19 protein-coding genes are annotated in these 26,992 nt (G+C 68.1%); 10 read left to right on the top strand and 9 right to left on the bottom strand.

Annotated elements, in window-relative coordinates:
- Positions 1–20 precede the first annotated feature (20 nt).
- Positions 21–3,191 (top strand): hypothetical protein, encoded by a 3,171-nt coding sequence (locus O9271_RS07345; RefSeq protein ID WP_298267763.1) that lies wholly within the window; start codon positions 21–23, stop codon positions 3,189–3,191.
- A gap of 98 nt (positions 3,192–3,289) precedes the next feature.
- On the opposite strand, the gene O9271_RS07340 is transcribed toward O9271_RS07345, so the two are convergent.
- Complete coding sequence (locus tag O9271_RS07340) at positions 3,290–4,459, bottom strand: thiolase family protein (protein WP_298267760.1); 1,170 nt, start codon at positions 4,457–4,459, stop codon at positions 3,290–3,292.
- Between the two features lie 18 nt (positions 4,460–4,477).
- Complete coding sequence (locus O9271_RS07335) at positions 4,478–6,790, bottom strand: 3-hydroxyacyl-CoA dehydrogenase NAD-binding domain-containing protein (protein WP_298267758.1); 2,313 nt, start codon at positions 6,788–6,790, stop codon at positions 4,478–4,480.
- 171 nt (positions 6,791–6,961) lie between these two features.
- Between O9271_RS07335 and O9271_RS07330 the strand changes: the two genes are divergently transcribed.
- Entirely contained in the window at positions 6,962–8,896 is a 1,935-nt protein-coding gene (locus O9271_RS07330; protein WP_298267755.1) for an ATP-binding protein, read from the top strand.
- On the opposite strand, the gene O9271_RS07325 is transcribed toward O9271_RS07330, so the two are convergent.
- Positions 8,897–9,502 carry a lysophospholipid acyltransferase family protein gene (locus tag O9271_RS07325; RefSeq protein WP_298267752.1) on the bottom strand — a complete coding sequence of 202 codons (606 nt, stop codon included), beginning with the start codon at positions 9,500–9,502 and terminating at the stop codon, positions 8,897–8,899.
- Positions 9,503–9,519: 17 nt separating this feature from the next.
- Here O9271_RS07325 and O9271_RS07320 point away from each other — a divergent pair, with 17 nt between their 5' ends.
- Positions 9,520–10,563: a hypothetical protein gene (locus O9271_RS07320; protein WP_298267749.1), complete on the top strand. Its 1,044-nt coding sequence runs from the start codon at positions 9,520–9,522 to the stop codon at positions 10,561–10,563.
- Between the two features lie 85 nt (positions 10,564–10,648).
- On the opposite strand, the gene O9271_RS07315 is transcribed toward O9271_RS07320, so the two are convergent.
- Entirely contained in the window at positions 10,649–11,560 is a 912-nt protein-coding gene (locus tag O9271_RS07315) for a hypothetical protein (RefSeq protein WP_298267747.1), read from the bottom strand.
- A 95-nt stretch (positions 11,561–11,655) separates the two neighbouring features.
- Positions 11,656–12,207 (bottom strand): RNA polymerase sigma-70 factor, encoded by a 552-nt coding sequence (locus O9271_RS07310; RefSeq protein WP_298267745.1) that lies wholly within the window; start codon positions 12,205–12,207, stop codon positions 11,656–11,658.
- 170 nt (positions 12,208–12,377) lie between these two features.
- Between O9271_RS07310 and O9271_RS07305 the strand changes: the two genes are divergently transcribed.
- Together O9271_RS07305 and O9271_RS07300 are read left to right on the top strand one after the other, a co-directional pair.
- Positions 12,378–13,472 (top strand): FecR domain-containing protein, encoded by a 1,095-nt coding sequence (locus O9271_RS07305; protein WP_298267741.1) that lies wholly within the window; start codon positions 12,378–12,380, stop codon positions 13,470–13,472.
- A gap of 67 nt (positions 13,473–13,539) precedes the next feature.
- The gene (locus tag O9271_RS07300) at positions 13,540–16,083 is read left to right on the top strand and encodes a TonB-dependent receptor (RefSeq protein WP_298267739.1); all 2,544 of its coding nucleotides are present in this window, start codon (positions 13,540–13,542) and stop codon (positions 16,081–16,083) included.
- Positions 16,084–16,131: 48 nt separating this feature from the next.
- Here the strand turns inward: O9271_RS07300 and O9271_RS07295 are convergent, their stop codons facing one another.
- A complete protein-coding gene (locus O9271_RS07295) occupies positions 16,132–18,054 on the bottom strand; it encodes a hypothetical protein (RefSeq protein ID WP_298267736.1) in 1,923 nt (640 codons plus the stop codon).
- 180 nt (positions 18,055–18,234) lie between these two features.
- On the opposite strand from O9271_RS07295, the gene O9271_RS07290 reads away from it, so the two are divergent.
- The 4 genes from O9271_RS07290 (at position 18,235) to O9271_RS07275 (ending at position 21,412) form a co-directional block, all read left to right on the top strand.
- On the top strand, positions 18,235–19,590 hold the full coding sequence (locus O9271_RS07290; protein ID WP_298267733.1) for an aminotransferase class V-fold PLP-dependent enzyme: 1,356 nt from the start codon (positions 18,235–18,237) through the stop codon (positions 19,588–19,590).
- A complete protein-coding gene (locus O9271_RS07285) occupies positions 19,590–20,252 on the top strand; it encodes a DUF4412 domain-containing protein (protein ID WP_298267731.1) in 663 nt (220 codons plus the stop codon). Before O9271_RS07290 ends, O9271_RS07285 begins: the two co-directional genes overlap by 1 nt.
- A 101-nt stretch (positions 20,253–20,353) precedes the next feature.
- Positions 20,354–20,647, top strand: a complete 294-nt coding sequence (locus O9271_RS07280; protein WP_298267729.1) for a hypothetical protein — start codon at positions 20,354–20,356, stop codon at positions 20,645–20,647.
- Between the two features lie 66 nt (positions 20,648–20,713).
- Positions 20,714–21,412: a CAAX prenyl protease-related protein gene (locus tag O9271_RS07275; protein WP_298267727.1), complete on the top strand. Its 699-nt coding sequence runs from the start codon at positions 20,714–20,716 to the stop codon at positions 21,410–21,412.
- A 20-nt stretch (positions 21,413–21,432) separates the two neighbouring features.
- Here O9271_RS07275 and O9271_RS07270 read toward each other — a convergent pair whose 3' ends face one another.
- Complete coding sequence (locus O9271_RS07270; protein WP_298267725.1) at positions 21,433–21,750, bottom strand: hypothetical protein; 318 nt, start codon at positions 21,748–21,750, stop codon at positions 21,433–21,435.
- Positions 21,751–21,762: 12 nt separating this feature from the next.
- On the opposite strand from O9271_RS07270, the gene O9271_RS07265 reads away from it, so the two are divergent.
- Complete coding sequence (locus O9271_RS07265; RefSeq protein ID WP_298267722.1) at positions 21,763–22,566, top strand: DUF547 domain-containing protein; 804 nt, start codon at positions 21,763–21,765, stop codon at positions 22,564–22,566.
- A 15-nt stretch (positions 22,567–22,581) separates the two neighbouring features.
- On the opposite strand, the gene O9271_RS07260 is transcribed toward O9271_RS07265, so the two are convergent.
- Positions 22,582–25,044: a DUF87 domain-containing protein gene (locus O9271_RS07260; RefSeq protein ID WP_298267718.1), complete on the bottom strand. Its 2,463-nt coding sequence runs from the start codon at positions 25,042–25,044 to the stop codon at positions 22,582–22,584.
- 76 nt (positions 25,045–25,120) lie between these two features.
- Complete coding sequence (locus tag O9271_RS07255; protein ID WP_298267715.1) at positions 25,121–26,989, bottom strand: serine/threonine-protein kinase; 1,869 nt, start codon at positions 26,987–26,989, stop codon at positions 25,121–25,123.
- Positions 26,990–26,992 lie beyond the last annotated feature (3 nt).

Below are 26,992 nucleotides of genomic sequence, written 5' to 3'. Positions count from 1 at the left end.
CCTCTCTTCCGTCAACGCCCATGCCTCGTTCCCTCCTGTTCGCCGCCCTGGTCGCCCCGTTGTGCACGGTGAGTTTGGGCGCCACGCTCGGGGCGCAGTCCGCCCGTCAGGCGGCGCCCGCCCCGCGCGCAGTGCCCGACTCCACCTTCTTCGGGCTATCGTATCGCAACATCGGTCCCGCCAACATGAGTGGCCGGATCGCGACCGTCGTCGGCGTACCGGGCGATCCGTCGCTGATCTACGTGGGCAGTGCCTCGGGCGGTGTGTGGAAGTCCAGCAATGCGGGCACCACCTGGACCCCGATCTTCGACAAGCAGCCGGTGCAGACGATCGGAGACATCGTACTCGAGCCGGGGAACCCCGACGTCGTGTACGTGGGGTCCGGTGAGGGCAATCCGCGCAACTCGGTGTCGTTCGGCAACGGGATCTACCGGAGCAGCGACGGCGGCAAGACGTGGAAGTGGCTTGGTCTCGCCGATTCCCGGCACATCACGCGCATGGTCATCAATCCGCGTAATCCGCGCACGGTGTACGCGGCGGCGCTGGGGTCCGAGTACGGCCCCGGTACCGAGCGGGGGGTGTTCATGTCGGAGGACGGCGGCGAAACGTGGAAGCGCACGCTGTACGTGAGCGATCGCCACGGCGCCTCGGATCTCGATATCGACCCGCAGAACCCGAATGTGCTGTACGCCGGCATGTGGTACTTCGATCGCAAGCAGTGGACGCACACTTCGGGCGACGACAAGGGTGGCCTGTTCAAGTCGGTCGATGGGGGCAAGACGTGGACGAAGCTCACCAAGGGGTTGCCAGCGCTCATGGGGCGCATTGGCGTGAAGGTGGCCCCGAGCAATCCGCGCACGGTGTACGCGGTGATGGAAACGAAAGAAGGGTTCGTGTTCCGCTCCGACGATGCCGGAGAGAGCTGGCAGAAGGTGAGCAGCAACGCCAACACGATTGGCCGTGGCTTCTACTATGCCGACCTGCGTGTGGACCCGAAGAATGAGCATCACGTGTACACCCTCGGCATGTCGTTCATGCACAGCATCGACGGCGGACGCACCTTCACGAACGTGCCGGGCAACTTTCACGGCGATCATCAGGCGCTGTGGATCGATCCGCTCAACCCGAAGCGGTTGCTCATGGGTGACGACGGTGGTCTCGAGGTGAGCTACGACGGCGCCGGTGGCTGGGAGTGGTTCGGCAATCTCCCGCTCGGGCAGTTCTACCAGCTCTCGTACGATATGCGCGAGCCCTTCTACCATGTGGCCGGCGGACTGCAGGACAACGGCGTGTGGACCGGCCCGACCCGCACGCGGAAGAGCGCCATTTTCCTCTGGGACTGGCGCTTCATCCAGTACGGCGACGGGTACTATGCCATCTCGCATCCCGATGATCCCGACTGGTTCCTGAGCGACTATCAGGCCGGTGGCATTCAGGCCACGCATCTGGGGCGCTACGAGGTACGCGAAGCGTCGCCGCAGCCCAAGCGCATGGATGGCTATTCCGCCGACTCCAATGCGGTGCGCTTCAACTGGAACGCGCCCATCGTGCCGTCTCCGCACGATCCGCGCGTGGTGTACTTTGGCGGCAGCACGCTCTTCCGCAGCACGGACTGGGGGCGCACCTGGACGGCGCTGGGCGGAGACCTGAGCAAGAACGACAAGTCGCGGCAGGGGAACGCCGGCGGCCCCATTCTCAAGGAAAACACGGTGGCCGAGTACTACGGCACCATCTATTCCTTCGCCGAAAGCCCGGCCCGAAAGGGAGTCCTGTGGGCGGGCACCGATGACGGCAACCTGCAGGTCTCGCAGGACGATGGAAAGACGTGGACGAACGTCGCGCCCAACGTGCCGGGGATGGGGCCCGACGCGGTGATCAGCGGTATCGAAGCGTCGCGCACCGCCGCCGGGACGGCGTACGCGACCTTCGAACGGCACATGAACGACGACTTCAAGCCGTATGTGTTCAAGACCACCGACTTCGGGCGAACGTGGAGCAACATCACCGGCAACCTGCCGGTGAACGCCTACGCGCAGGTGATTCGCGAAGATCCCAGAAACCCGAACCTGCTGTACTACGGTTCGGAGTATGGCCTGTTCGCCAGCTGGACCGGCGGAACCCAATGGATGAAGCTGTCACTCAAGAACCTGCCCAACGTGGCGGTGCACGAAGTGCTGGTGCATCCGCGGGAGAACGACCTCATCGTGGCCACGCACGGCCGGGCCCTCTGGGTGTTCGACGACGCGTCGCCCATTCAGCAGATGTCCGCCGCGATCGCGGCGAAGCCGGCGCACCTCTTCCCCATGCGCGTAGCCACGCGATTCAATCTGGGCGATCAGTCGCTCAACTTCGGCCACAAGCAGTACCGCGGACAGAACGCGGCGTACGGCGCTCTCATCACCTACTGGCTCGCGCGCAGCGACAGCTCGGTGAAGGTGGAGATCCTGAAAGACGGGCAGGTCATTCGGCAGCTGCGCAAGCCACCGACGGCCGCCGGCTTCAACCGCACGACGTGGGACCTGCGCATGGCCCCGTCGCTGGCGTTGAGCGATACACCCGCCGACAGTGCCGACGAGGATGGCGCCCGGGGGCGCGTACCGGGAGCGCAGGTACTGCCGGGGAGCTACACGGTTCGCATCACGGTGGGCGGGCAGAGCCAGGAGCAGCCGCTCACGGTGCGGCTCGATCCGACGGCCACCTTTGCCGATGCCGACGTAAAGCTGCAGTTCGCTCAGGCCACACGGCTTGTTGCGACGGTGAACACCCTCATCGAGACAGAACGCGGGCTGGCCGCCTTTGCGGTGCAGGCGCAGGAGCGGTCGAACACGGCCAATGCGCTGCGTGCCGACGCCGCGCGGGAGCTGGTCGCCGCGACGAAGGAGGAACTGCGGAAGCTCGATTCGGTTCGGCTGCAGCTCACGCGCCCCGCCACCGACGTGGCGCCATACTACTCGGAAGGCCCGCGGCCCCTGCAGCGCGCATCGGCACTGCTCTCCAACATCGATGCCGGGCTGACGCCGGTCATTCCCGGACAGGTGGAGTACACTGGCGAGGTGCGGCGTGATGCCGACGTGGTGATGACGATGATCGATACGCAGATTCGCGCCACCGCCACCCGACTCAACCCCATGCTGGAGAAGCTCGACCTGCCCAAGCTGGTGGTGCCGGCCAAGAAGCCTCTGGCCATGTAAGGTCCCCGAAGCACAAAACTCGAAACTCCCCGTGAACCGCGGGGAGTTTCGAGTTTTGGGTTGCAAATAGACCACGCGAACAACGCCAGCTTCGCACCTCAGCCCGCGTACACCTCGAAGATGCCGGCCGCGCCCATGCCGCCGCCGATGCACATGGTCACCATGCCATAGCCGCCGCCACGCCGGCGCAGCTCGTGCACCAACTGCGTGGTGAGTTTGGCGCCAGTGGCACCCAGCGGATGCCCCAGGGCAATGGCGCCACCGTTCACGTTGATGATGTCGGTGGGCAGGTCGAGCTCCTTGATGACGGCGAGTGCCTGGGCGGCAAAGGCCTCGTTGAACTCGATGAGCTTGAGGTCGCGAAGGGAGAGACCGGCGCGCTTGAGCGCCTTGGGTACGGCCTTGATGGGGCCCACTCCCATGATGCCCGGATCCACGCCGCCCACGGCGAAACTCACGAAGCGGGCGAGCGGGGTGAGTCCGAGTGCCTTTGCGGTGTCTGCGCGCATGACCAGCACGGCTGCCGCGCCGTCGGAGTACGGACTGGCGTTGCCCGCCGTTACCGTGCCGGTGGGCACGAACGCCGGGCGCAGCTTCGCGAGTCCCTCGATGGTCGTGTCTGCACGCGGACATTCGTCGGTGTCGAACACCACGTCGGTCACCGCCTTCTCCGCTCCCTTCCACGCGTACCGCTGCGTGTGAATGGGGACGATCTCGTCGCGGAACACACCGGCCGCCACGGCGGCGGCGGCCTTCTGCTGGCTGTCACAGGCGAAGCGATCCTGCTGCTCGCGCGTGATGCCCCACTGCTTTGCCACGTTCTCCGCCGTGAAGCCCATGCCGATGTAGCTCTCGGTGATCGCCGGCGACAGACGGGCGTTATAGCCACTCATGGGCACCTGCGACATCATCTCGATGCCGCCCGCCATGACGGCATCGCCTTGCCCGGCGATAATGGCCTGTGCGGCATACGCCACCGACTGCAACCCCGATGAGCAGAAACGGTTGATCGTGGCGGCCGACGTTTCCACGGGCAAGCCGCCGCGGAGCCAGGCCAGCCGGGCATGGTTGAGCCCCTGCGCTGCCTCCGGCATCGCGCAGCCCCACTGCACATCTTCGATCACCGTCGGGTCCACCCCGGCGCGATCAATGGCGGCCTTCATGACGGCCGATGACAGATCCACCGGATGCACTCCGGCGAGTCCTCCATCGGCTTTGCCGCGGGCCACCGCACTGCGCGCGGCACTGACGATCACGACCTCGGTCATCTCCATCTCCTGTCGCGCTCAGTTGCGCAGCGGCTTGCCGGTCTTGAGGGTGTAGGCGATGCGCTCCTGCGTCTCCTTGGTGCCCAGGAGTGACAGGAACTGCTCGCGTTCGAGATCGAGAATGTCCTGCTCCGTCACGTCACGCGGTGTCCCATCGCCACCGCAGAGCACATAGGCGACGGCATGCCCCACGCGCACGTCGTGGGCACTCGCCTGACCCGCTTCCTTCGCGGCCCACAGCGCGTACTCGAGATTGCCGATGCCTTCACGACCGAGCGCACGCACCCGCATCTCCGTGGGTGGCAGATAGCCCGGTGCCAGATCGAGCACGCGCTGCTTCGCGTCGGCTATCTGGTGGTCGCGGTTCATCGAAATGCGATCGCGATCGCGCAGGTACCCCAGCGCCTTCGCGTCGTGGGCGCTGGTGCTGGTCGTGGCGAACGCGATGATCTTGAAGGCACGCTTCACGGCGGCGAAGAGGTCGAGTTCTTCATACTGCTGCAGTTCGCTCGTGAAGCGCATGAGCAGTTCCTTGGTGCCGCCGCCACCTGGCAGCAGCCCCACGCCCACTTCCACCAGCCCCATATACGTCTCGGCGTGCGCCTGCACCGCGTCGGCGTGCAACGTGAACTCCGCCCCACCACCGAGCGTCATGCCGGCTGGAGCCACCACCACCGGGAACGGCGCCTTGCGAATGCTCATCGTGGCGTTCTGGAAGGTACGGATGGACGCCTCAATATCGTCCCACGCCCCGGCCGCCACGGCGAACGACACGAGCGACAGATCGGCGCCCACACTGAAGGCGCGCGCATCCTCGTTGCCGATGATCATGCCGTTGAAGCCAAGCTGTTCGACCTTCTTGAGCGACTGCTCCAACCCTTCCAGCACGCCCTGCCCGAGGCTGTTCATCTTGCTGCGGAACTCGAAGCAGGCCACGCCATCGCCCACATCGAGCAGTCGCGAGAGACCATTGTCCATGAGGACGCGCCCGCTCGCGGCCAGGCCGGCCAGCGCGATGCGCCCCGGGATACCGGGGATCGGTTCGTAGCTGCCGTCGAAGGTGAGGTACTCGCCCTGCCGATAGAAGCTGCCCCGCGCGAGATCGAGGAGTTCGGGAATCTCGAGTCCCTCGGCCTTGAACTGTTCGCGCAGCCAGTCGAGACCGAGCGCGTCCATGACCTGAAAGGGACCCGCCTCCCACCCGTAGCCCCACTCCATGGCACGATCAATCGCCACGATGTCATGGGCCAGTTGCGACGCGAGCGTGAGCGTGTAGTGCGCCACATCCACGACATGATCGCGAATGAAGGCGCCCTGCGCGCCGGGAATGCTCTTGATGGCGGGGAGTCGCTGTGCCACCGGAAGACGAATGGCCGCGCCGATGTCACCGCCTTCGAGCCGCTGCTGTGGCACATACTCCTTTGTCTTCCAGTTGAAGGTGAGCGTGCCCGCCTTCGTCTTCTGGTAGAAACCGCCGCCGCTCTTGTCGCCCAGCTTGCCCTTGGCCACGAGATCGTCGTGCACCCATACCGGGAGCGCGAAATCCTCGCCGGTGGTGGCGCCAATACCGCGAGTGACATGGGCCAGCACATCGAGTCCCGACAGGTCGCCGGTGCGGAAGGTGGCCGAGCGGGCCCGGCCGATGAGCGACCCGGTGAGTCCGTCCACCTCGTCAATGGTGAGGCCGTGCTGCTCCATGCGCCGCATGGTAGCGACCATGCCGAACACGCCGAGGCGGTTGGCAATGAAGCCCGGTACGTCCTTGGCAAGCACGATCCCCTTGCCGAGCGTTCGCTCGGCAAAGCGGCGCATGGCCCCGATGACGGCATGATCGGTCTCGGGGGTGGGGATCACCTCGAGCAGATGCATGTACCGCGGCGGATTGAAGAAGTGCGTGCCGAGGAAGCGTCGGCGGAATCGCTCGCCGCGACCCTCGAGCAGGACGGCCATGGGAATGCCCGACGTGTTCGACGAGATGATCGCCGTGGGCTTCATGAGCGCCTCGATCTTCGCAAAAAGCTCCTGCTTGGGCGCGGGCTGCTCGATGATCGCCTCGCAGATCCAGTCGCACTCGGCGAGCCACGCGAGGTGATCGGCGGTGTTGCCGGTGCGCACGCGGCTGGCCGCCGCCGCATCCATGAAGCTGGCCGGCTTGCTCTTGATGGCCTTCTGCAAGCCGGTGCGAGCGGGGGCACTGCGATTGGGCGACGCAGGGTCCGGGTCGCCGGGGATGTCGAGCAAAACGACACGGCACCCGGCCGACGCTGCCAGTGCCGCGATGCCGCTCCCCATGGCGCCGGCGCCTACCACGCCGACGGTCGTCACACGCATTCGGGCTCTCTCCGTAAGGGATGGGAGGAACTTCCGCTCGGGACGCCGGGAGCGGAAGGGGTTGGCCATGAAAAAGACGACGGGGGCGTCATGTTTTGGCGCAGCCCCGCGGCTGCATTGCCGTGGCTGGCCGGCGGGTGCTTTGTTCTGGCATCCGCTCACCACCGACCCATGACCTCCTTGCCGTCTCTGGCGGGCGCATCGGCGCCATCGGATGGACCGCTCCTCGAGGCCCTCTTCACGCAGGGCTTCTACGGTGTGGCCGAGTTCGACCTTGCGCTGCGGTTCGTGCGCCTCAACGAGACGCTGGCGCGTATCAACGGCCTGCCCGTCGCGGCCCATCTCGGGCGCACCGTGGCCGAGGTGGTCCCGGCGCTGGCGGCGGCCGTCGACGAGGTCACGGCGCAGGTGGCATGCAGCCGCGCGCCGGTCACCAAGGAGATCCGCGGGGAGACGCCAGCCCAGCCCGGGGTGCTCCGGACATGGCTGGAGCATTGGCTGCCACTGTTCAGTGCCGATCAGGTGCTGGTGGGATACGCCGTGCTCGTGGAGGAGACGACCGACCGGGCGGCCGTGTTGCGCTCCTTGCAGGTGACCAGCGATGCGCTGCGGGCCAGTGAGGCGCGTCTGCGGCTCAGTCTCGAGGCTGCGTACCTGATCAGCTTTTCCTGGGATATCGTGCGCGACGCGGTGCATCGCTTCCACAGCGTCTCCACGGCGCTGCCGTCAACGGCACGCCCCGTACGCCTCGCCGATGTCCTGGCGGCGGTGCACCCCGACGATCGGGTGGCGTTTCAGGAGCGTGTCGACCGCTGCCTGGCAGGTCCCGGGCAGTACGAGAACGAGTTTCGCGTGCTGGAAGCGGACGGCACGGTGCGCTGGCTGTACGAGCGCGGGGTGGTCACCCGGGCGGATGATGGCACGCCGCTGACGCTTTCCGGGCTGTCGCAGGACATCACCGCCCGCAAGACTGCCGAGCTGGCGCTCCAGATGGCGAATCGTCGCAAGGATGAGTTTCTGGCCACGCTCGCGCACGAATTGCGCAACCCGCTAGCCCCCATCCGCAGCGCGGCCGAAGTCTTGCGAATGCTCGCCCCTGAGGACCCCACCATGCAGCAAGCGGTGGGCATCATCGACCGTCAGGTGAGCCAAATGGTACGACTTGTTAACGACCTGCTCGACGTGAACCGCATCAGCCGCGGTGACATCCTGCTGCTGTCCGAACGCCTGGACGTGGCGGACGCCGTGTGGGCCGCCGTGGAAACGAGCCGGCCACTCATCGAGGCCGGCGAGCACCATCTGCAGGTGAGCCTGCCGCACGCGCCTGTCACCGTGACCGGTGATGCGGCGCGCCTGTCGCAGGCGCTGTCGAACCTGCTCAACAACGCCGCGCATTACACGCCCACGGGCGGACAGCTTGCACTGACCGTAGTGCGCGACGGGGGGCGGGTGCGCATTGCCGTGACCGACAACGGCCGCGGACTCCCCGCCGACCGATGCGACGATGTCTTCGAGATGTTCACCCGTGTGCGGCAGGATGGGCAGGGCGGACTCGGCATCGGTCTGGCGCTGGTCCGGCGGATCGTGGAACTGCACGGGGGCGAGGTGCGCGCGCTCAGCAATGGTGAGGGGCAGGGGTGTACCTTCGAGATGTGGTTGCCGGTGCCCGGACCGGCCTCCTCCCCCGCCGTGGCGCGGCCGGCCGCGGCCAATGCGGTGCCGGCGGCGGCGGTGGGCGCCAGAGTGCGGGGGCTGCGCATCCTGATCGTAGACGACAACGTCGATTTCGCCCAGAGCGAAGCGACGATGCTCGAACTGAAGCAGCACATCGTGTGTGTGGTGCACGATGCACGCGCCGCCCTCGATGTGGTGCCCGTTTTCGCGCCCGATGTGGCGCTCCTCGACATTGGCCTGCCGGGAATGGACGGGTACGAACTGGCGGCCCGGTTGCGCGCCGATCCGGCCAACGCCGACCTCGTGCTCATTGCACAGACGGGGTGGGGACAGCCGGCCGACCGGGAGCGCGCCCTCGCTCAGGGCTTTCGCGCGCACCTCACCAAACCGGTGGACTGGGCCACCCTCGAACGCGCCCTGCTCCCCGCCTGATTACGCGATCTGCTGGCGGCGGTCGTACCCGCAGACACCGGCGTACAGCGACCGCACACGCGCGATCCCCTCGGTGATGTCTGCTTCGTCGGGGGTGACCGTGGGCCCCAGGCGCACCAGCTTGTGCTCCCAATCGAGCGCCACCAGGCAGATGGGGATACCGGCGCCCTTCGCCACGTGCCAGAATCCGGTGCGCCATTCGGTGACGGCCTTGCGCGTGCCTTCCGGCGACAGGGCCAGGGCGAACCGTTCGCTGCGTTGCGCCAACTCCACCGTGCGCTGCACGGCGTTGCCCTTGTTGCGACGGTCCACAGGAATACCGCCGTTGGCCCGCATGAACCAGCCAAGGGGGGGGCGAAAGAGTGTGTCCTTTCCCCACCAATGGGCATCGAAGCCAAGCGCCCACTTGGCCGCGAGCCCCACGGGAAAGTCCCAGTTCGAGGTGTGGGGCGCCACGATGCAGACGAACTTGGGAATGTCCGGCATGGAACCGGCAAAGTTCCAGCCGGCGCGGCGCATGAGGAACCACCCGAGCGCGCGCAGCCAGAGGCGCTGGGTTTGCGGGGCGTTGGGACCGAGCTGCCAACTGGCGTGGGGTGACGACATGGCGTTCATTTGAACCCATGAGCCATTTCCACCGCAAGGGACGAGGGCATTCTGCGTCCAGATTTGCTGCCGCGGTTCGTGGGCTGCCGTTCATCGGGGCCGCTGTCGCGCTGACGTTCGCCGTCCCCTTCGCCGCCCCCGTCGCCCTGCAGGCTCAGGGGACGCGTTCGCAGCCCGTGGCGCCCCAGTCCACGAGCGATGAGGCACGACTCGAGGGCCCCCTGGTGCTGCGCCTCCCTGCCAGCGCGCGGCTGCTGGGCATGGCCAATGCCGGAGCGGCGGCGGCCGACGGCGACGCGGTGTTCTACAATCCCGGCATGTTGCCTCAGGCGCGCGGGGTCGCCGTTTCCGTGCAGCGATACGGCGCCCGCGCCACGAGTGGCTCCTTCGGCAGCGTGCAGACCTTCGGCGCTTACTCGATCGGGCTGGGCGCGCAGCTGCTGCAGTACCAGGGAGACGCGGCAGACCCGGTGGGTGCCAACGAGCGTGGCGGTCCACGGCTTTCCGACGGTGGGACCGTCACGGCGTCGAGCAACGCGTTCGTGTTCGGGGTAGCGCGTACCATCAAGGGGCTGCGGGTCGGCGCGAGCGCCAAGTACGCGGAAGAGCGACTCGACGCCGTTCACGATGGGGGCTTCGCGCTCGACGTGGGCGTGAGCAAACCGCTGGGATCGGCCACGCTGGCCATGGCCGTGCAGAACATCGGGAGCGATCCCGATCTCGGGTTCGGGCCGGGGGCGCTCCCGACGCGCTTTACCGTGGGCTTCGGTGGTGGCCTCTTTCCGCTCTGGGAGCACTGGGATCTGGGCATGCAGACGCAGGTGAGCGTCGAGCGTGACGGATTCGTGCGCCCGGCGGGCGGTGTGGAGCTGGGCTATGTGCCCATCGAGGGGGTCGCGGTGGTCGTGCGCAGCGGGCTGCGGCTCCCGCGAGAAATCGATGAGCCCCTCGCGACAGCCGGCTTCGGTCTCAACGTCGACCGGTTCTCCGTCGACTGGGCGATGGAGCCCATGCGCGGCGGACGTCCGGTGGTGCACCGCGTGGGCATCCGGCTGCGGTAACGGCAACTCGCGTCGTGCGTTCGCAGCGGCTGAAAAAAACGCCCGGCCATCTGGCCGGGCGTTGCGCATCGGGGGCTGCTGTTCGTCAGCCGCAATTGGGGCGGCCGCGCGGCAACGACAGGGTGCAGTTCCTGGTCGTACCATCCTGCGTGATCGTCACCTTGGCCGTGGTCGACCCGTCGTACTCCACCACCTCGCGGCGCTCCTTCACACTGGGCGTGCCGCCGACCACCGTCGTGGTGACTTTCATGGTGCGAACGACTCTGCCGGCCGTGGGGTGCCGCGGTCCGGTGGTGGACACCGGCACCACGAGATTGGTCGTCGTGTCGGCCGAGAGGCGCACGGCGGTGAAGCTCTGGCCGTCGCGATTGGTGCCGGTAGAGTTTTCGGTACCGCGCGAGGTGCCGTTTACCGTGCGCTGCGTGCTGCTGGCGGCGAGCCCGGTCACGGTACGATCGCTGGTGTGATTCACGGTGGCCGTCACGTTCGCCCCGTCACGGCCGTGCGTGCTGGTACCCGTGACCGTGGCGCGTGTACGCACCGAATTGGTGGTGATGGTGTCGATGCGCGTTTGCGCGGCGCCGGCCGCGTCATGAATGGTGTAGATGGTGGTGGCGGTGAGGCCGTTGTCGGTGCGCGTGCAGGTGACGTCGCCGGCGCTCACGGTGCAGGTGGAGTCGATGCGCGCCGCAAACGGACCGCGATGGGCTCCGCGCCCGAAGCCCCCGGTGCCGAGGAAGTCGGCACCCATGCCGCCGCCCATGAGTCCCATCATGCCGGGGCCGCCGGGGCCGCGGCCGCGGCGCGGCCCGCCCCACGCCCCTTCGCTGTCGGGGGAGAAGGAGCTGGTCGCGCCATCGAGTCCGGTTGGTGCGCTGTCGAAGGCCGAGTCGAACTGCATGGTGTCGCCGGGGCCGCCAAACGCGTCGAATGTGCAGGCCGTCGCGCCGATCAGCGTGGTCGCCGTTGCCAGTACACGAAACAGGGTGCGTGCCATGAGAGTGTCCGGGAGTGATGCCGAGCCGGGCCGGCGACTGTCGTCGGCGTGTCCTCGGGCGTTCATGCAGAGGAACACCGCGGCGGCTGCGAACCCTAGCTGTCTGCTGCTCGGTGCAGAAAGGGGGCGAGCTTTTCTCGCAGCTGGCGCAAGGCGCGGCTCATGTTGGCCTCCACGGCCTTCACGCTCACGCCGAGCTGAGCAGCGATCTCGCTGTACTTGAGGTTGCGTTCGCGGCTGAGCAGAAAGACTTCCCGCGTGCGCGGCGGCAACTCGGCAATGGCCTCGTGCATGGCCCCCTCGAGCTCGTTGGCGTGCGCGTCGGCGTCGGCGTGCTCCGCGGGCTCATGGAGCGCCTCCACGTGCAGCTGCGACTTCTTCTGCACCTGCAGGTGCCGAAGATGATTGAGCGCCCGGTTGCGTGCCGCCTGCACGAGATAGCCGGCCACGCTGCTGCCATCGGGCAGCTGATCACGCCGCCGCCACAGCTCGAGAAACACGTCCTGCGCAATCTCCTCGGCGACGCCTGGCTCATGCAGAATGCGATTGGCCGACCGTACGACTGGCTCGTACCACTGCCGGAAGATGGCGTCGAACGCCGCGTGCTCCCCCTGACGAAGTCGAGTCAGCAGGTCGGCGTCGGTCACGGAGCGGTTGATCGGGGGCGCACAGGCAGCGGAGCGAGCGGTGGACGAACGAGGACAGTCCGTGCAGGTGAATAATGCTAAGTTTCCGATCGCGCCATGCGCCCCGGGTTCGCACGCGGGGCGTGGCCGACCGACGTAGGGTTCCGATCCGCTCCCGTGTTCCCCTCTGTATGTCCGACCGTTCCAACGAACTCCGACCTGCTTCCGGCCAGCCGCCGGACGCCAATTGGGAGGCGATCGCCCGCCATCTGGCGGGGGAGAGCGACCCGATTGAGGCGGCGTCCGTTCGGAGCTGGCTTGCCACGCATGTGGAAGACGCCAGGCTGGTCGATCTCGTTAAGGTGCACACCGCCAATGCCGAGCATCGGGCCGACATGACGGTGGATACCGAGCGTGCCCTGGCGGCGGTGCGCGCCCGCATGGGAGCGGATTCCGCTACTCCCCACCTTTCGGTGAAGCGCGGGGGATCGCCGGGGAGAGCGAACGTGTCGGGGGGGCAGCCGGCGCGGCGCCGGTCGTCGTGGGTGGCCGGTGCCCTGGCGGCCGGGGTGGCCGCGCTGGCGGCCCTCTCGCAATTCCGCAGTGCCCCCCAGGCGAGCGCCTCACGTGAATACCGCACGGCCGTGGGGCAGCGCGATAGCGTGCGGTTACCCGACGGCAGCATGGTGGTTCTGGCGCCAGGAAGTCGCCTGGTGGTGGCCGCGGCGTACGGTGTCTCGTCGCGCGACGTGGAGCTGGACGGCGCGGCCTACTTCGACGTGAAGCACGATGCCGCGCACCCGTTTACGGTGCACACGGCCAGCGCCGACATTCGCGACATCGGCACGGCGTTCGCGGTCAAGACGAGTGACGACGGCGAAGTGACGGTGGATGTGACGCACGGGATCGTCGCGCTGCGTGCGGCACACTCGACCGTGGCCCCGGTGGAACTGCGCGCCGGCGACCGCGGCGTGCTGGTGCGCGAGGCGGTGTCCGTGCGCCGCGGGACGGTGACCGCCGACGACGTGGCCTGGACACGCGGCCAGCTCTCGTATCGCGACGCTTCGCTCACGGAAGTGCGCGCCGACGTACGGCGCTGGTACGGCATCGACCTGCGCGTTCCTGACAGCACACTGGCGGCGCGCACGCTCACGGCCTCCTTCCGCGGCGATTCTGCCACTCAGGTGCTGCGAGTCATCGCGTTGGCCCTGGGGGCCGAGCTGGTGCAACGGGGAGACACCGTGACGCTGCAACCGCAGGGTGTCGGTTCCTCGACGCCGCGCTGATGACATGACGCCGTGCTCGGGAGCGCGCGGGGCGGGGCGACGGTCCGGCGGCCGTCACAGCCGTGCCGTGCGCGCGGCAGTCGCTCTCCTGGTGGCGTGGGGCGTGCTCCCCGTGCGCACGGCGCTGGCGAGTCCCGGCGTTCCCGCGCGTACCGGGCACACGGACCCGTCGTGTACCGTGCGCGTACCCGCGGCCGATCGCGCCGCCTTGTGGGCGCCGCCGCTCGACCGGCTGGTATCGTTGCGCGTGTCCGACCTGACGGTTCGCGATGCCGTGGACCATCTCGCGGGCGTGGCGCGTCTCGACCTGTCCTACAGTGCCGATCTGCTGCCCGCGACAAAGCGGGTCTGCCTGGCCCTCGAGCGCGTCCCGGTGGGCGCGGTGCTCGATCATCTGCTCCAGGGGTCGGTGCTCAGCCCCATCGTGCTGGGCAGTGCACAGGTCGTGCTGGCCCCATCGCGTACGTCCACCGGTGTGCCGGTCGCCACGGTGTCGCGCCGCACCAGCCTGCTCGATCGTGTCGTTGTGACCGGGTCTCCCGATGGGGCCGCACAACGTGGGTCGCCGTTCGCGCTCGACGTGGTGGATGGCGCACAGCTGGCCGACCACGGCGTGAGTACCCTTGGCGAAGCGCTGGAGCTGTCGGTTCCCGGGGTGTGGAGCTGGACGACGCCCGCCGGTTCGGTGACGGCGCGCTACGGGAGCATCCGCGGGGCCAGTTCGTTCGGCGTGAGCGCTCCCAAGGTCTATCTCGACGGCATTGAGGTGGCGAACCCGCTGCTCGTGACTCAGCTGGACCCGGCACGCGTGGCGCGGGTGGAAGTGATTCGCGGGCCACAGGGTGCCGCGCTGTACGGCGCGGATGCCATCAGCGGCGTAGTGAACATTCTCACGCGCCACGACGGGACGTCGGATGGGCAGCGTGAAATCCAGGTGCAGGCCGCGGCGGGAGTGACGAGCACCGCTTTCGCGGCGCGCGATCCGTTCGTGCAGGAGCACTCCGTGTCGCTGCGGCGCGGGTCGGCGGCGCGCAACGCGGGGCTCGGGGTGAACGTGAGCACCATGGGCGCCTACGTGTCGGGCGCGTCGGAGCGCCGCCTCCTGCTCGATGCCGACGGACGCTTTTCGCGGCAACGCTCCATTTACACGGGATTCAGCCGTTTCGCACTGCAACGCGCCAATGCCGCCTCGTCGATGCCATTTGCGCAGGACAGTGTCAGTGGTCAGGCCATGGCGCAGTACACGCTGGGGGGCAGCATTGCCGTGATGCCCTCCATGCACTGGACCCACACGGTCATCGCGGGAGTCGATGGCTATCGCCTGCGTGGACTGTCGCCGTATTCGCTCGTGGGACCACAGCAGCTGTCGGCGGCCGCGGTAGGGAGCCCGGAGGGGGCCGCCGATCGTGCGTCGGTACGCTTGCGCACGGTGGGGCGATTCGATGTGGCACCGGGGGCGCTGCTCACGCTCACACTGGGGGCCGAGCAGGCGTTCACGCACGAGGTGACACGCGGTGCGATGTCAGGGGCGGGCGGTGCGGTCACGCCACTCCCGACGCTGGGACCGGGGAGCGGTGCACCCGGCGGCACCACCGCGTTCGCGGGGCTGCGTGGCGCCGCCGCCTCGGGTTCGTCGCAAACCACGTATGACAACGCCGGCCTGCTCACGCAGCTGCAGTTCGCGTGGCAGGATCGCTGGTTCGCTTCGGCGGGTGTCCGCGGAGAGCGCATCCAGGGCGCGACCCCCAATGCCCAGCATTCGGCGCTGCCCATGCTGGGAGCCGCATACGTGCGCGAAGTCGGGAACACGGTGGTCAAGGTCCGCAGCGCCTTTGGCACCGGCATTCGCCCGGCCCGCACGCTGCTGCGCTCATCGTCGTGGATGGGACAGGGGCAAGGGGCGCTGCTGTCCGCCCTCGACCCCGAGCAGCAGTCGGGCACGGAGCTTGGCGTGGACCTCATGCTCGGCGGTCGCGTAGCGGTGCACGTGACGCGATTCGACCAGAGCGCCACCGGTCTCATCCAGCCGGTGTCGCGCGTGGTGACCGCCGTGAACAGCGCCGGGCGCCTGACCCGCACGATGGCATTCACGTTGCAGAACGTGGGCGCCATCAGCAACCGGGGCTGGGAGGTGGAGGCGACGGCGCGGGTCCGGACGCTGTCACTGGCGGCGACCATGACCCAGGTGGACAGCCGCGTGACGCGGCTGGCACCGGGATATCGCGGTGACCTGCGCACGGGTGACCGCATGCTGGATGTGCCGGCGCACACCGTGAGTGTGTCGGCGGCGTGGACCCGTGGGCGCTGGATGCTCACGAGCACGGCGATGCACGCCGCCGATTGGATGGGCTACGACCGAATGGCCGTGGGGACGCTGCTGGCAGCCGTCGAGCAATCACCGCGCGGACTCGACGGGAACAACCTGCGCCAGTACTGGATGCGCTACGGTGGCGTGACGCGATGGCGTGCCGGGATGCAGTTCCGGTTGCGCGGTGACCTGGCACTCATGACAGCGGGGGAGAACCTGCTCGACGTGCAGACGGGTGCCCCGGACAACGCCACCGTGATCGCCGGGCGTACGCTCACCTTCGGGGTCCGCACCACGTTCTGAGGCGCACCGTGCGCTGCCGGCAACCGTACGGATGCTGGCAGCCGGCGGTCAGCGCGACGAGATGCCCACGTCGTCGAGCGTGATGGCGCCAACCCGCTTGCGGTCGAAGACGAGGCGGATGGCGTGCAGCGTCGCCGGGTCGAACGCGGTGTTCGCGTCGCGGAAGCGGGCGAGCGGCATCGTGTAGGTCTGCATGACCGGTTCGGCGAGCGTGGGAAACTGCGTCTTGTCGCGATTGCGCCGCCGATAGATGTAGCTCTCGAAGGGCATGCGGACGGGGCCGAAGGTGGAGAGGGGCATGCGCGCGATGTGCCCGCTGGCGTCTTCCAGCTCCACGGTGAGGTCTGGCGCAACCGTATCCTTGGCCGACTTCTTCGGTCGCGGCGGCGCGGGGCGACGGGAGGCCGTGCGGGTGCTGTCGCGCGCCGTGCTGTCGCGGCGTGCGGTGTCACGCGGCACCTTGCGGGGGCCCGGCTTCTGGTCGGTACTGCCGATGGTGAGCAGCAGCGAAGCGGACGACGACACCGACCAGGCGCGGCGCAGGGAGTCGGGCACGGTCACGGTTACCCGCGCGGGCCATCGCGTGAGCGTACTGTCCTTGCCGATGGCCGTATTGTTCCAGCCGAAGGTGGCGTTGTTGCTGCGGAAGGTCGATGCGCGTGAACGCGCCGGGGCGTCGGCTTCCTTCCAGGTGCTCACCGAATCGGCGGTGATGCGGACACCGGGGGCCGTGCCCGTCGTTACATCGACGTCCTCGTCAAAGGTGGCGAGCCAGCGCGTGTTCGCGTCGGCATAGCGCGTGATGTACATCTCGGGCGGCAGCCAATCGCCGGCCGTGCGGTGATCGCGGAAGAGCGGCCGGTACTCGTCACGTCCATGGAGCGTCGCCTCGAGAAACCCGCCAATCACCACCCGTCCGAAGCGCCGCTGCTCCTCCCCGCTCACCAGCGCGTCGAGCTGCAGCGCGCGCACGGAGTAGCTGCCGTTGTCCTTGTTGTTCCACTCGGTGTTCCACTGCCCGTGATTGGCGCGGTGCATCCAGATGGCGCTCTTGAATTCGGGCCCCGGCCGCGTGAAGCGAAAGCGGTTGTACTGGGTGAGCCCCATGAAGCTCGACACATCGCCATCGTGCGACCCATGAATGACGAGGTAGCTGTAGTCGCTCACCGGCGTGGGCTGCTCCGCCGGGCGGTACTGCCCATCGACCGGGGCGATGGCCACGAGTGACTTGATGGCGAAGTTGAAGTTGAAGCGGATGGTGGCGTCGTCGGGGTAGTGCGGCAGTCGGTTGAAGGCCCCGGCAATGGCCACGGCCTCACCGCCACGCGAATGGCCCATGAGCGCGATGCGCGACAGGTCGAGCTTGCCGAAGAGCGGCTTGCCGGCGCTGTCGTTGAGGGCGCGGAACACCTCGAGGTGCTTGAGCAGCATCCAGCCGCGCGCATCGTTCTCGCCACGCAGGTTGCCGTTGAGGAAGTTCTCGTCGATGGACGCGAGCACGAAGCCGCGTGAGGCGAGCAGCTCGCCCAGCCACCGATAGCCGGGGTCGGAGAACTCGCGCATGTTGTGATTGCCGTGTACCACGAGCACGAGCGGGAAGGGACCGTTCCCTTCGGGATACCACACCCGCGCATTGAGCGGAAACGCCGTGTTGTCATACCCCCAGTACTTCTTGCGCGCCCTGGCATTGGACGGCTCGGTGCGCGCGAACGGCGACGCGTCCACCGGGGCCGTACGGTAGGTAATGGAGTCGCGGTACTCGGGGCGCCGTCGATCCTTGCCACTGCCGTAGTACAGGAAGCGCACCGTGTGCGGGCCAGGGTGGCCGGGGTTGGCGGCGGTAATCGAGCGACGCGCGAGGACGGCGGCGGCGTCGCTCGGGGCGATGGTCAGCGGCTGAGCACAGGCCGCCAGGCCGGCCAGCAACGCCGTGGCCAACACGGCCCGGCGGGAAAGTCGAAAGCTGCGCATACGGGCACGATACGCCGCGGACGCGTCAGACGCGACCGCCGTCCACGGGCCAATCGCGCTCAGGGCTCGCGCTGAGGACCGCCTCTGGTGCTCTGAGATGGGGACCGTGAGCGGCACGGGTCCCGAGGCGGTGGCCGCAGCTCCTCTCGCGGGGCGTCGTTGCGTGCAGCATGTTGTGGGATGGACCGCCGCCTCTTCGTTGCCGCGCTTGCCGGGACCTCCGCCCTCCCGGCGCTCTCCGCTCCCCGCTTCGCGCCCGGGGCCATACGCCGTCTGCTCGACGCCGCCGACGTGGCCCGAAGTCGAGGGCGTGCCCTGGTTGATCCGGCCACCGGCGCCTGGCAGGGGAGCGCGGAGGAGGCGCAGCGGTTCGCCGCCGACGAAGAGTTCTGGGAGCCCGTGCAACGGGCCTTCGACCTCGATCGCACCTGGATCAACCTGAACAACGGCGGGTGCTCCCCGGCTCCCACGCATGTCATGGCGCAGCTCGAACGGGACCTCCGCTACAGCAACGAGCTGCCCGTGATCCACATGTGGCGCGACCTCGAACCGCGCATCGAGGTGGTACGCCGCGAGTTGGCGCGCGAGTTCGGATGCGACCCCGAGGAGATGGCCGTGACGCGCAACGCCTCGGAGGCGTTGCTGACGCTCATTCACGGCATCGACCTCAAGCCCGGCGACGAGGTCCTGCTAAGCAACCAGAACTACGGCCGCATGATCAACGGGTGGAAGCAGCGGGCGCGGCGTCAGGGGATCGTGGTGAAGGAGATCTCGTTCCCCGTGCCCTGCACCACGCCGCAGCAGATCGTCGATGCCTTTGCCGCCGGCATCACCCCGCGGACACGTGTCATGGAGATCACGCACATCACCAACCTCACCGGCCAGATCCTGCCCGTGAAGGAACTGGTGGCCATGGCGCGGGCGCGTGGGGTCGAAACGTTCGTCGACGGCGCGCATGCGTTCGCGCAGTTCCCGTTCACGCGCGACGAACTGGGGTGCGACTACTACGGCACGAGCCTGCACAAGTGGCTGCTGGCGCCCATCGGTACCGGTTTCCTCTATGTGCGGCGCGATCGTATCCCGCGTGTCTGGCCGCTCTACGCCGAGAACGACGGCCAGGCGGCCGACATTCGCAAGTACGAGGAGGTGGGGACGCATCCCGCGGCGAACCACAACGCGGTGTCGGTGTCACTGGCCTTCCACCGGGCGCTGGGCGCCGCGCGCAAGTCGGCGCGTCTGGTGTACCTGCGCGACCGGTGGGCGAAGCGCCTCCTGGCGGAGGGCGCGGGACGGGTGCGCCTGCTCACGCCGCTCGATTCTCCGTGGGGCGGCGGGCTCGGCTTCTTCAATGTGGACGGACTCGACCCGGTGAAGCTCGGCGACTGGCTGTTCAGCAAGCATCGCGTGGTGCAGACGCCCATCGTGCATCCCGAGTTCAAGGGGATCCGCGTGACGCCGAACGTGTATACCTCTCTCGATGAGATCGACCGGTTCGCCGAACTGGTGCTGACCGCCATGCACAAGGGGCTGGCCTGATGTTCTGCAGGGGAATGGTTGCCGGTGCGACGATGGCCGGGGCGCTGCTGGCGGCCCCGCGCCTGCACGCGCAGGCGTTCGAGGGGAGCATCACCATGCGCATGGCGTCGCGCGGCCCGCAGGGCGCGATGTCGCAAGCCGTGGAGTACCTCGTGCGCGGCGGCAAGATGCGCGTGACCATGGGTGGCCCCATGGGCGGCGCGGCCATGATCGTGTCGCCAGCAGAAAAGAAGATGTACATGCTGCTGACCGCGCAGAACAGCTATGTGGAGATGAGCCTCCCCGACAGTCTCGCCGACCGGGCGCGCTCCTCGGCCGCCGCCGCCGACAGTGTGAAGGTCACGCGCACCGGACGTCGGGAGCAGGTGGCGGGGCTGACGTGCGAGCATGTGCTTGTGAGCAGCGGCGGCACGGCTACGGACCTGTGCCTCACGGGGGAGCTCGGTCGGTTCGTAAATCCCATGGAAAGCCTGCGAGCCGGGGCGCTGGCGCCGTGGCAGCGGCAGCTGGGGGCGGAGTTTCCTCTCAAGGTCACCATGGCCGACGGCTCGGTGCCGCTGGAAGTGACCAAGGTGGAGCGCAAGCGCCTATCCAACGACCTGTTTGCGGTGCCCAGCTCGTACACCAAGGTGACCATGCCACCGCGCCGTCCGCCCGGGTGAAACCTGTGCGGCGTGGCGCCGTTAGGATGAGCAGCCCCGCGCGTCCGGCCTGAACCGACATCTCACGGCCCGCGCGCCTACGTTGCCACTTCGGAGGATCCATGATCTCCCTGCTCGTTTCGTTCGCCATCGCCAGCATACTGGCCATCGTGCTGCACGGATCCACCCGCCGTTTCGTGCGCACCCGTTTGCGGTACGTCGACGCCGTGCAGAAGTCGCTGGCGCCGTGGCTTGCCGGTGGCGCGGTGTTCCTGGTGGGGAGCGCCGCCGCCGGTCTGCTCCCGCTGGTTGGTGTGGGGACGGCGCTCACAGCGGCCCTCGCCGTGGGAGCAGGCGTCGCCGCCGGTGCGCGCGATATCCGGCAGGGGACGGCGCCCATGGTGTACAGCCCGTAAGGCGGTGCTCGTGCCATGGGCGTCGCCTCTCACGTGACGTCGGGCGTTTCGCATGTAAGTTCAGCCATGGCTGACACCGACCTGCCCACTGCCTTCGCGGCGCCACCCTCGGCACGCCCGTGGGTGGCGCCGTTTGCCGTTTTTCTGCTGTGGATGCTGGTCTGGCCGTTAGTGCCGCTCGACGAGCTGCGTTCGGAACTGCTGCGCTTTGGCCTGCTGGCGGTGGTGCTGCTGACTGTGTCGCGCGGTATTGTGGCGTCGCTGCGCGTGACGCGCTGGCTGTCGAGCATCACGGTGGGCTTGCTGGTGGCCGGGCTCTGGCTGCTGCCGGGGGTGGTGTGGCCGGGGTACCGCGAGCAGAGCCTGTTTCAGAACGGCATCACGGGCGAAACCGTGAGCACGCTGCCCGACAGTTGGCTGGCAAGTCCGCTGCTCCTGTCGCTGCGTATTGCGCGCGCGGTGCTGCTCGTGCCCCTGGTGGAGGAAATCTTCTGGCGCGGCTTCCTCCCCCGCTGGGTGCTGCGGAACAACTGGGATGCCGTCCCCATGGGGAGCTACAACACGGTGGCGTTCGTGGCCACGGCGCTCCTCTTTGCCGCGCAGCACGGCCCCTACTGGGACGTGGCGCTGATGTGCGGGCTCATCTTCAACTGGTACATGTGGACGACACGCTCGCTGGGAGACCTGGTGCTGGCGCACGTGGCCACCAACGCCGCGCTGGCGGCCTATGCGGTGGCGACGAAGCAGTACGTCTTCTGGATGTGAGCGCCTTCACGTACCGATCGTCACGATGCCGCGGCGCCGGCGCCGCGCACCTCGCGCACCAGCAGCGCCCGCGGACCGCCAAAGTCGAAGAGGAGGCTGTCACCTGCCCCGTGGCTGAGCCGTACGGACATGGCGTGCGGTGCCGCCGGATTCTCTGTGTGCAGCACCTCGCCCTCCACGCGATAGAGCAGGTCGATGGTCTGATCGACGCCGCCCACGTCCACGTGGTAGCGCAATACACCACCGGGGAGAAACTCCATGCGCACACCCGGCGCAAAGTCCAGCGGTTCGTCGGCGCGCACGAGGCGCCATGTGCCCAGCAGCCAATCCGTCGACATGGGTGAAGCATAATGGCCGGCACAACGCGCATTGGGCGCGTAGGCCCGCTGCTGCTCGCCCTGGCGGCCATGGTCGTGCTGTGCCCGCCGCTTCGTGCGCAGGCCTCGCTGCACGACCCCTTCGACCGCTTGCTGCGCGCGCACGTGCGTGACGGTCTGGTGGACTACGACGCCTTCGCCGCGGCGCCCGAGTTTGCCCGATACCTCGCGTCGCTCGATGCGGTACGTCCGGCAACACTGAGTGAGGACGATCGACTGGCCTTCTGGATCAACGTGTACAACGCGTACACGATCCAGCTCATCATCACGCACGGCGAGCGGACGTCGATCCGCAACATCAACCGCACATTGGGTGTCCTGCAGCTCAAGGGGCCGTGGAACGAGCGACTGGTGCGTGCCGGCGGGCAGGTGTACAGCCTCGACCAACTGCTGCACCGCGTCCTACGCAAGGAGTTCCACGAGCCGCGCGTACACTTCGCGCTGGTACCTGCGGCCAAGGGTGCGCCGCCGCTGCGCAGTGAAGCCTACACCGGTGCTCGCGTGGTCGAACAGCTGGAGGACCAGACACGTCGCCTGCTCTCCGATACGACGAGGACGTGGTACCGCAATGGGGTGCTGGGGGTGAACGCGCTGTTCCTGGCCTACGAGCGCGACTTCGGGGCCACGCGGCAGGAATGGGTGCAGTTCGTGGCGCCGTACGTCACCCTGCGCCCAACGGAGCCGCAGAGGAAGCGGCTGCTGGAGGGAAAGGCCATCGTGCAGCCACGCAGCTACGACTGGTCGCTCAACATTCAGAAGCGGCAAGGTGTGTCGTGAGTCGGAGATGCGGGGTCATCCCCACGCCTTGCTCACGATGCCGTTGGCATCCTTGACATACGGCACCCAGAGCAGGGCGCACAGCTGCACGTGCACGTCGGCAGCCTTGGCCTTCACCACGACCTCCTCCAGCGCCTCCTGCTGCGCATCGTAGGCCGCGCCAAGGGCGTCCACCTCGGCCTGCAGCCTGGCTTCGAGGTCGGCGTACTGCTGCCGAACAGCCTCGACTGATTCCTGTGCGCGGGTCACGTCGCCCGCCTGTTGTGCGGCGCGACCCGCCCCGCGCGTTGCGGTGGCCACCTTGCCCAGTGTGCCCACGCCCACCTTGCCGCGCCCGAAGATGGCGCCAAGGATGGCGCCACCCACCGAAATGGCGGTGTCCATCTTGGCCTGCGAGGCCTGCTGGGCTTCGCGCTGCACGGCCTGCTCCGCGCGCCGCAGCTTGTCCTGCAGCGCCGACAGCCGCGTGGTGTACTTGCCGCGCAGTACCTCGATCTTCGCGTCGCGCGTTTCGTGCGCCATGACCTGCAGGCGAACGCGGAACTGCCCTACGCTCTCGCCCGGCTGTGAGGTGGCCTTGAACGCCGCGCTCTTGAACAGCGTCACCGTTTCGTTGGCCACCACCCACTTCTGCAGCGTCTTGCTCCACACCGCGTAGTTCTTGGACTTCGTGGCCACTGCGGGCAACGCGCCAAATGCCGCGCCGTCATGCGGTCGCTGCTCGAGGGCCGACGGCTCCAGCTCCACCCGCTCGGCGGCATCCCACTCGAGCGCGATGGGGCCGTCGTCCACCGACGTCATGAGCATGACCCGGCGCTGTTCGGTGACGCCCAGCCTGGCGTTGGCGAAGCTCACATCGGCGAGCCCCAGCACCACCGGGTTGTAGAGCAGGGCGCCGTCCCTGGTCGGCGGCAGGAAGTACTGCGGGACGTCAGGGGGCAGCACGGGTGCCACGGCCGCACGCGCATCGAGCGACGCGAACCCACCACCGGTAGCCGCGGTACTCAATGCCGGTGCCGACGCGGGCGCTGCCGCGGGCGCTGCCGCGGGCGCTGCCGCGGGCGCCGCCGCTGGAGCCAGCGCTGTCACGCTGCGAATCTGCTCGCGGGTCATGGGGCCGGCGAGATACGACAGCGTCCACCGGGTTTCGAAGGTGATGGGGGCCGGCTCGTGCACGCTGTGCAGCAGGAACACGCGCTTGCCGAGCCCCGCAATGGTCTGCTCCATGGCGCCCTTGTCGAACGGCTGGCCGCCGCTCACGCCTTCGAGTCCTTCCATGACCCGCATCTTGTCGCGCTCGGTCTGCAGACGGCCAATGAACCACGTCCCCGTGTTCGAGAGACCGCGATAGTCGAGATCGACAGGGTTCTGCGTAGCCAGCACCACCCCCAGCCCATACGCGCGTGCCTGCTTGAGCAGCGTAAGCAGCAGCACCTTGCTGGGCGGGTTGGCCACCGGCGGCATGTAGCCGAAGAGTTCGTCGATGTAGAGAATGGCGCGCAATGACCCGGTTCCCGGCTGCGTGCGCACCCACGCCAGAATGTCCGACAGCAGCAGCGTCATGAAGAACATGCGCTCGGCATCGTTCAGATGCGCAATGGAAATGACGCTGCCGCGCGGCTTGCCGTTGATGTCGTAGAGCAGCGCGGCCGTATCGAGCGGTTCGCCCTGCATCCACGTTTGGAAGCCTGGGGCCGCGAGCAGGTTGTTGAGCTGCATGGCCAGCGTCATGCGCTCCTTGGGTGGGAACACCGTATCCAACGGCATGACGCCCACCGTGGTGAACGGGGGGTTCTGGATGCCGCCAATGAGCCCGGCGAGATCGAGGCTGCGCCCCGCGCGCCAGGCGTGGTGCAGCAGGTTGGCCACGAGAATGTGTTCGCGGCTCGAGATGGGATCGGCGTCGATGCCAAGCAGCGCGAGCAGCGAGGTGGCGGTGGCGTTGACCCGCTCCTGCAGCGCCTCGGCATCGTCGCGCACGGCGGCGGGAGGGGCATCGAATGCCTTGAGCAGCGACAGCGGTCGCCCCGCGGTCGACCCGGGCGTGTAGATGGTGATGTCGGCCGCGTCGCGATAGCGCGCAATGCGGGCGCCGTCCTGCCCCCAGCCGGCGAGTCCGTTCTTCCACAGGTCGGCCTGCTGGGCGGCGTACTGGTCGGCGGTCATGCCGGCGTTGGTGGCCTGCTGCGGATCCACCCACGGCCGGAAGTCGCTCGCGTCGAGGGCGGGGAAGCGCAACGCGAGGTTACCCAGGTCGCCCTTGGGGTCCACCGCAATCACCGGCACCTTGTCGATGAGCGCCTCTTCGAGCAGTCCCACCCCGAGACCGGTCTTGCCGCTGCCGGTCATGCCGATGATCACGGCGTGGGTGGTGAGATCCTTGGCGTCGTACAACACGTAGTCGTCGCGACGGGCGCGCGCGGGAACGTCGTAGCGCTTGCCGAGGTAGAAGGCGCCGAGGGTTTCGAAATCCGTCATGATGGTGGGGAAGGGTGGGAGCGCGTGCCTCCTGCGTCGCGACCGCTCTCTATTCTACACCACGAGCGGACCTCGACTACACCGGTGTCAGCTCCGTCGCCGGCGCACGGAGTATGCGCTGCATCTCCGCCGCGGCATCCACCTGGCGTTGCAGCTCACGCACGGCCTCCAACTGTTCGGTGAGTGATCCGGGCAGGGTGCGATCGGCTTCGAGCCGCAGCAGGTCGAGGCGGATGTTCTCCAATCCGGCGATGGCGGTGCCGAGGCGCGCCCGTACGGTCGCCTGCTGCTGTTCGATATCGGCCAGCATGGCGGCATCGTGCGGCGCAGTGCGCAGCCGACGGTGCTCGGCCGACAGCGCCTCGGCCCTGGCACGGAGAGCCAAGGCTTCGCGGGCGAGTGCGGCGGTGGCGTCGGGGAGCGCCGCGAGCGGCAGGCGCACGTCGCGTGGCAGGCGCTCGAAGATGGCGTTGACCGCCTCGCTGAGCAGGACTTCGGTATGTGATGGCGACGCCGACAGCGCAGGCGTCGTATCGCGGGCGCCGGTACCTCCGAGCCAGCGTACGATGCGTTGCGCAAGCGGACGACGAACGAACGGGTAGAGCCAACCGCTCTGGCCGTTCGGGTGGCGCATACCGGTCGTGGCGCGGTGAATGAGCAACGGTGGTGCCACCCACGTGATCAGGTTGCCCAGCAACTCGAGCGCCGATGGCAGCCCCAGGGGATCGATCTGGGCCTGTGCAAGGGCAAGGGACGATCCTGCGATGAGGAGCCCGATTCCCTGCAGGAAACCGACCGGGCGATCTGGTGCGGCCGGGGGAGGCGCCAGGGCCTCCACAACATCCCGTGGCGCCACGCCGCGGCGCAGGGCGGTGCGTGCGGCCAAGACTGCTTCGCCGACACGTACAGCCGTCGCCGTGCCGATGAAGAGCAGCCCGGCCTCCACGATGCCGATCATGATGTTGCGGCCGAACGACTGCGGAGGCTCACCCATCACGAGGAAGAGGCCGGCGTAGGCCATGGCGAGCGTCCAGTCGACAAGGCTCATGGCACTGCTTATGGCATAGCGTGTGGCCCGCGCCTCATTCGGCAACTCGCCACCGTCCGGTGTGCGTTCGAGCGCGTGCACGAACCGCGCGGCGCTGTCGAACCGTTCGCTTACGCGAACAGCGACACATTGGTCGATGGCATCGGCGAGTTGCACTGGTAACCGCGGCGCCCGTTCACGCACGGGGAGTGCCGCCGTGGTCGACTGCTGCGCGAGAATGGCCACCGACGACGCGCCGTCGAAGGGGTACGCGCCGGTGGCGGCCACGTACAGCGTAACGCCAAGGGCGTACAGGTCCGCCCGCCCGTCGATGGGTTCACCGAGTGCCTGCTCGGGCGCCATATAGCGTGCGGTGCCAGCCACCTCGCCGCTGTGATGCGGGCCGTTCGCGGCAACGGCGATCCCGAAGTCGGCGATGAGCGCCCGATCGGACCCCTGTTCGAGGAGAATGTTCTCGGGCTTCACATCGCGATGCACCACGCCGCGCTCGTGCGCGTACGCGAGCGCCCATCCGATTTCCCGACCGATGCGACGCACCTCCTCGGCGGGCAGCGGGCCCGCGCGGCGCAACCGATCGGCCAGCGATTCGCCTGGCACATACGCCATGACGAACCAGGCGAGATCACCCGCTTCGGCCACCTCGTGGATGGGCACGATGTTGGGGTGGAAGCACTGCGCGGCCAGTCGCGCTTCGCGCAGGAAGCGGCGGCGCATGTCCTCGCGGGCTGCAAGTGCGGGGGCGAGCAGCTTGATGGCGACCGGACGTTCGAGCAGCACATCGCGGGCGAGATACACGATGCCCATGCCGCCGCGACCGAGTTCGCTTTCCAGGGAGAAGCGGCCGGCGACGGCGGACTGCAGGGCGATGAACGAGGGATCGGCGGGCGTGGTGCTCACGGT

Origin of the sequence: Gemmatimonas sp., assembly GCF_027531815.1 — a bacterium.
Taxonomy (GTDB): Bacteria; Gemmatimonadota; Gemmatimonadetes; order Gemmatimonadales; family Gemmatimonadaceae; genus Gemmatimonas.
This window is presented reverse-complemented; position numbering and strand designations above follow the sequence as displayed.

Bases quoted from the DNA above. Each gene is read 5' to 3' on its own strand.
- O9271_RS07345 (WP_298267763.1), top strand. From the start codon at position 21: ATGCCTCGTTCCCTCCTGTTCGCCGCCCTGGTCGCCCCGTTGTGCACG.
- O9271_RS07340 (WP_298267760.1), bottom strand. From the start codon at position 4,459: ATGACCGAGGTCGTGATCGTCAGTGCCGCGCGCAGTGCGGTGGCCCGC.
- O9271_RS07335 (WP_298267758.1), bottom strand. From the start codon at position 6,790: ATGCGTGTGACGACCGTCGGCGTGGTAGGCGCCGGCGCCATGGGGAGC.
- O9271_RS07330 (WP_298267755.1), top strand. From the start codon at position 6,962: ATGACCTCCTTGCCGTCTCTGGCGGGCGCATCGGCGCCATCGGATGGA.
- O9271_RS07325 (WP_298267752.1), bottom strand. From the start codon at position 9,502: ATGTCGTCACCCCACGCCAGTTGGCAGCTCGGTCCCAACGCCCCGCAA.
- O9271_RS07320 (WP_298267749.1), top strand. From the start codon at position 9,520: ATGAGCCATTTCCACCGCAAGGGACGAGGGCATTCTGCGTCCAGATTT.
- O9271_RS07315 (WP_298267747.1), bottom strand. From the start codon at position 11,560: ATGGCACGCACCCTGTTTCGTGTACTGGCAACGGCGACCACGCTGATC.
- O9271_RS07305 (WP_298267741.1), top strand. From the start codon at position 12,378: ATGTCCGACCGTTCCAACGAACTCCGACCTGCTTCCGGCCAGCCGCCG.
- O9271_RS07295 (WP_298267736.1), bottom strand. From the start codon at position 18,054: ATGCGCAGCTTTCGACTTTCCCGCCGGGCCGTGTTGGCCACGGCGTTG.
- O9271_RS07290 (WP_298267733.1), top strand. From the start codon at position 18,235: ATGGACCGCCGCCTCTTCGTTGCCGCGCTTGCCGGGACCTCCGCCCTC.
- O9271_RS07285 (WP_298267731.1), top strand. From the start codon at position 19,590: ATGTTCTGCAGGGGAATGGTTGCCGGTGCGACGATGGCCGGGGCGCTG.
- O9271_RS07280 (WP_298267729.1), top strand. From the start codon at position 20,354: ATGATCTCCCTGCTCGTTTCGTTCGCCATCGCCAGCATACTGGCCATC.
- O9271_RS07275 (WP_298267727.1), top strand. From the start codon at position 20,714: ATGGCTGACACCGACCTGCCCACTGCCTTCGCGGCGCCACCCTCGGCA.
- O9271_RS07270 (WP_298267725.1), bottom strand. From the start codon at position 21,750: ATGTCGACGGATTGGCTGCTGGGCACATGGCGCCTCGTGCGCGCCGAC.
- O9271_RS07265 (WP_298267722.1), top strand. From the start codon at position 21,763: ATGGCCGGCACAACGCGCATTGGGCGCGTAGGCCCGCTGCTGCTCGCC.
- O9271_RS07260 (WP_298267718.1), bottom strand. From the start codon at position 25,044: ATGACGGATTTCGAAACCCTCGGCGCCTTCTACCTCGGCAAGCGCTAC.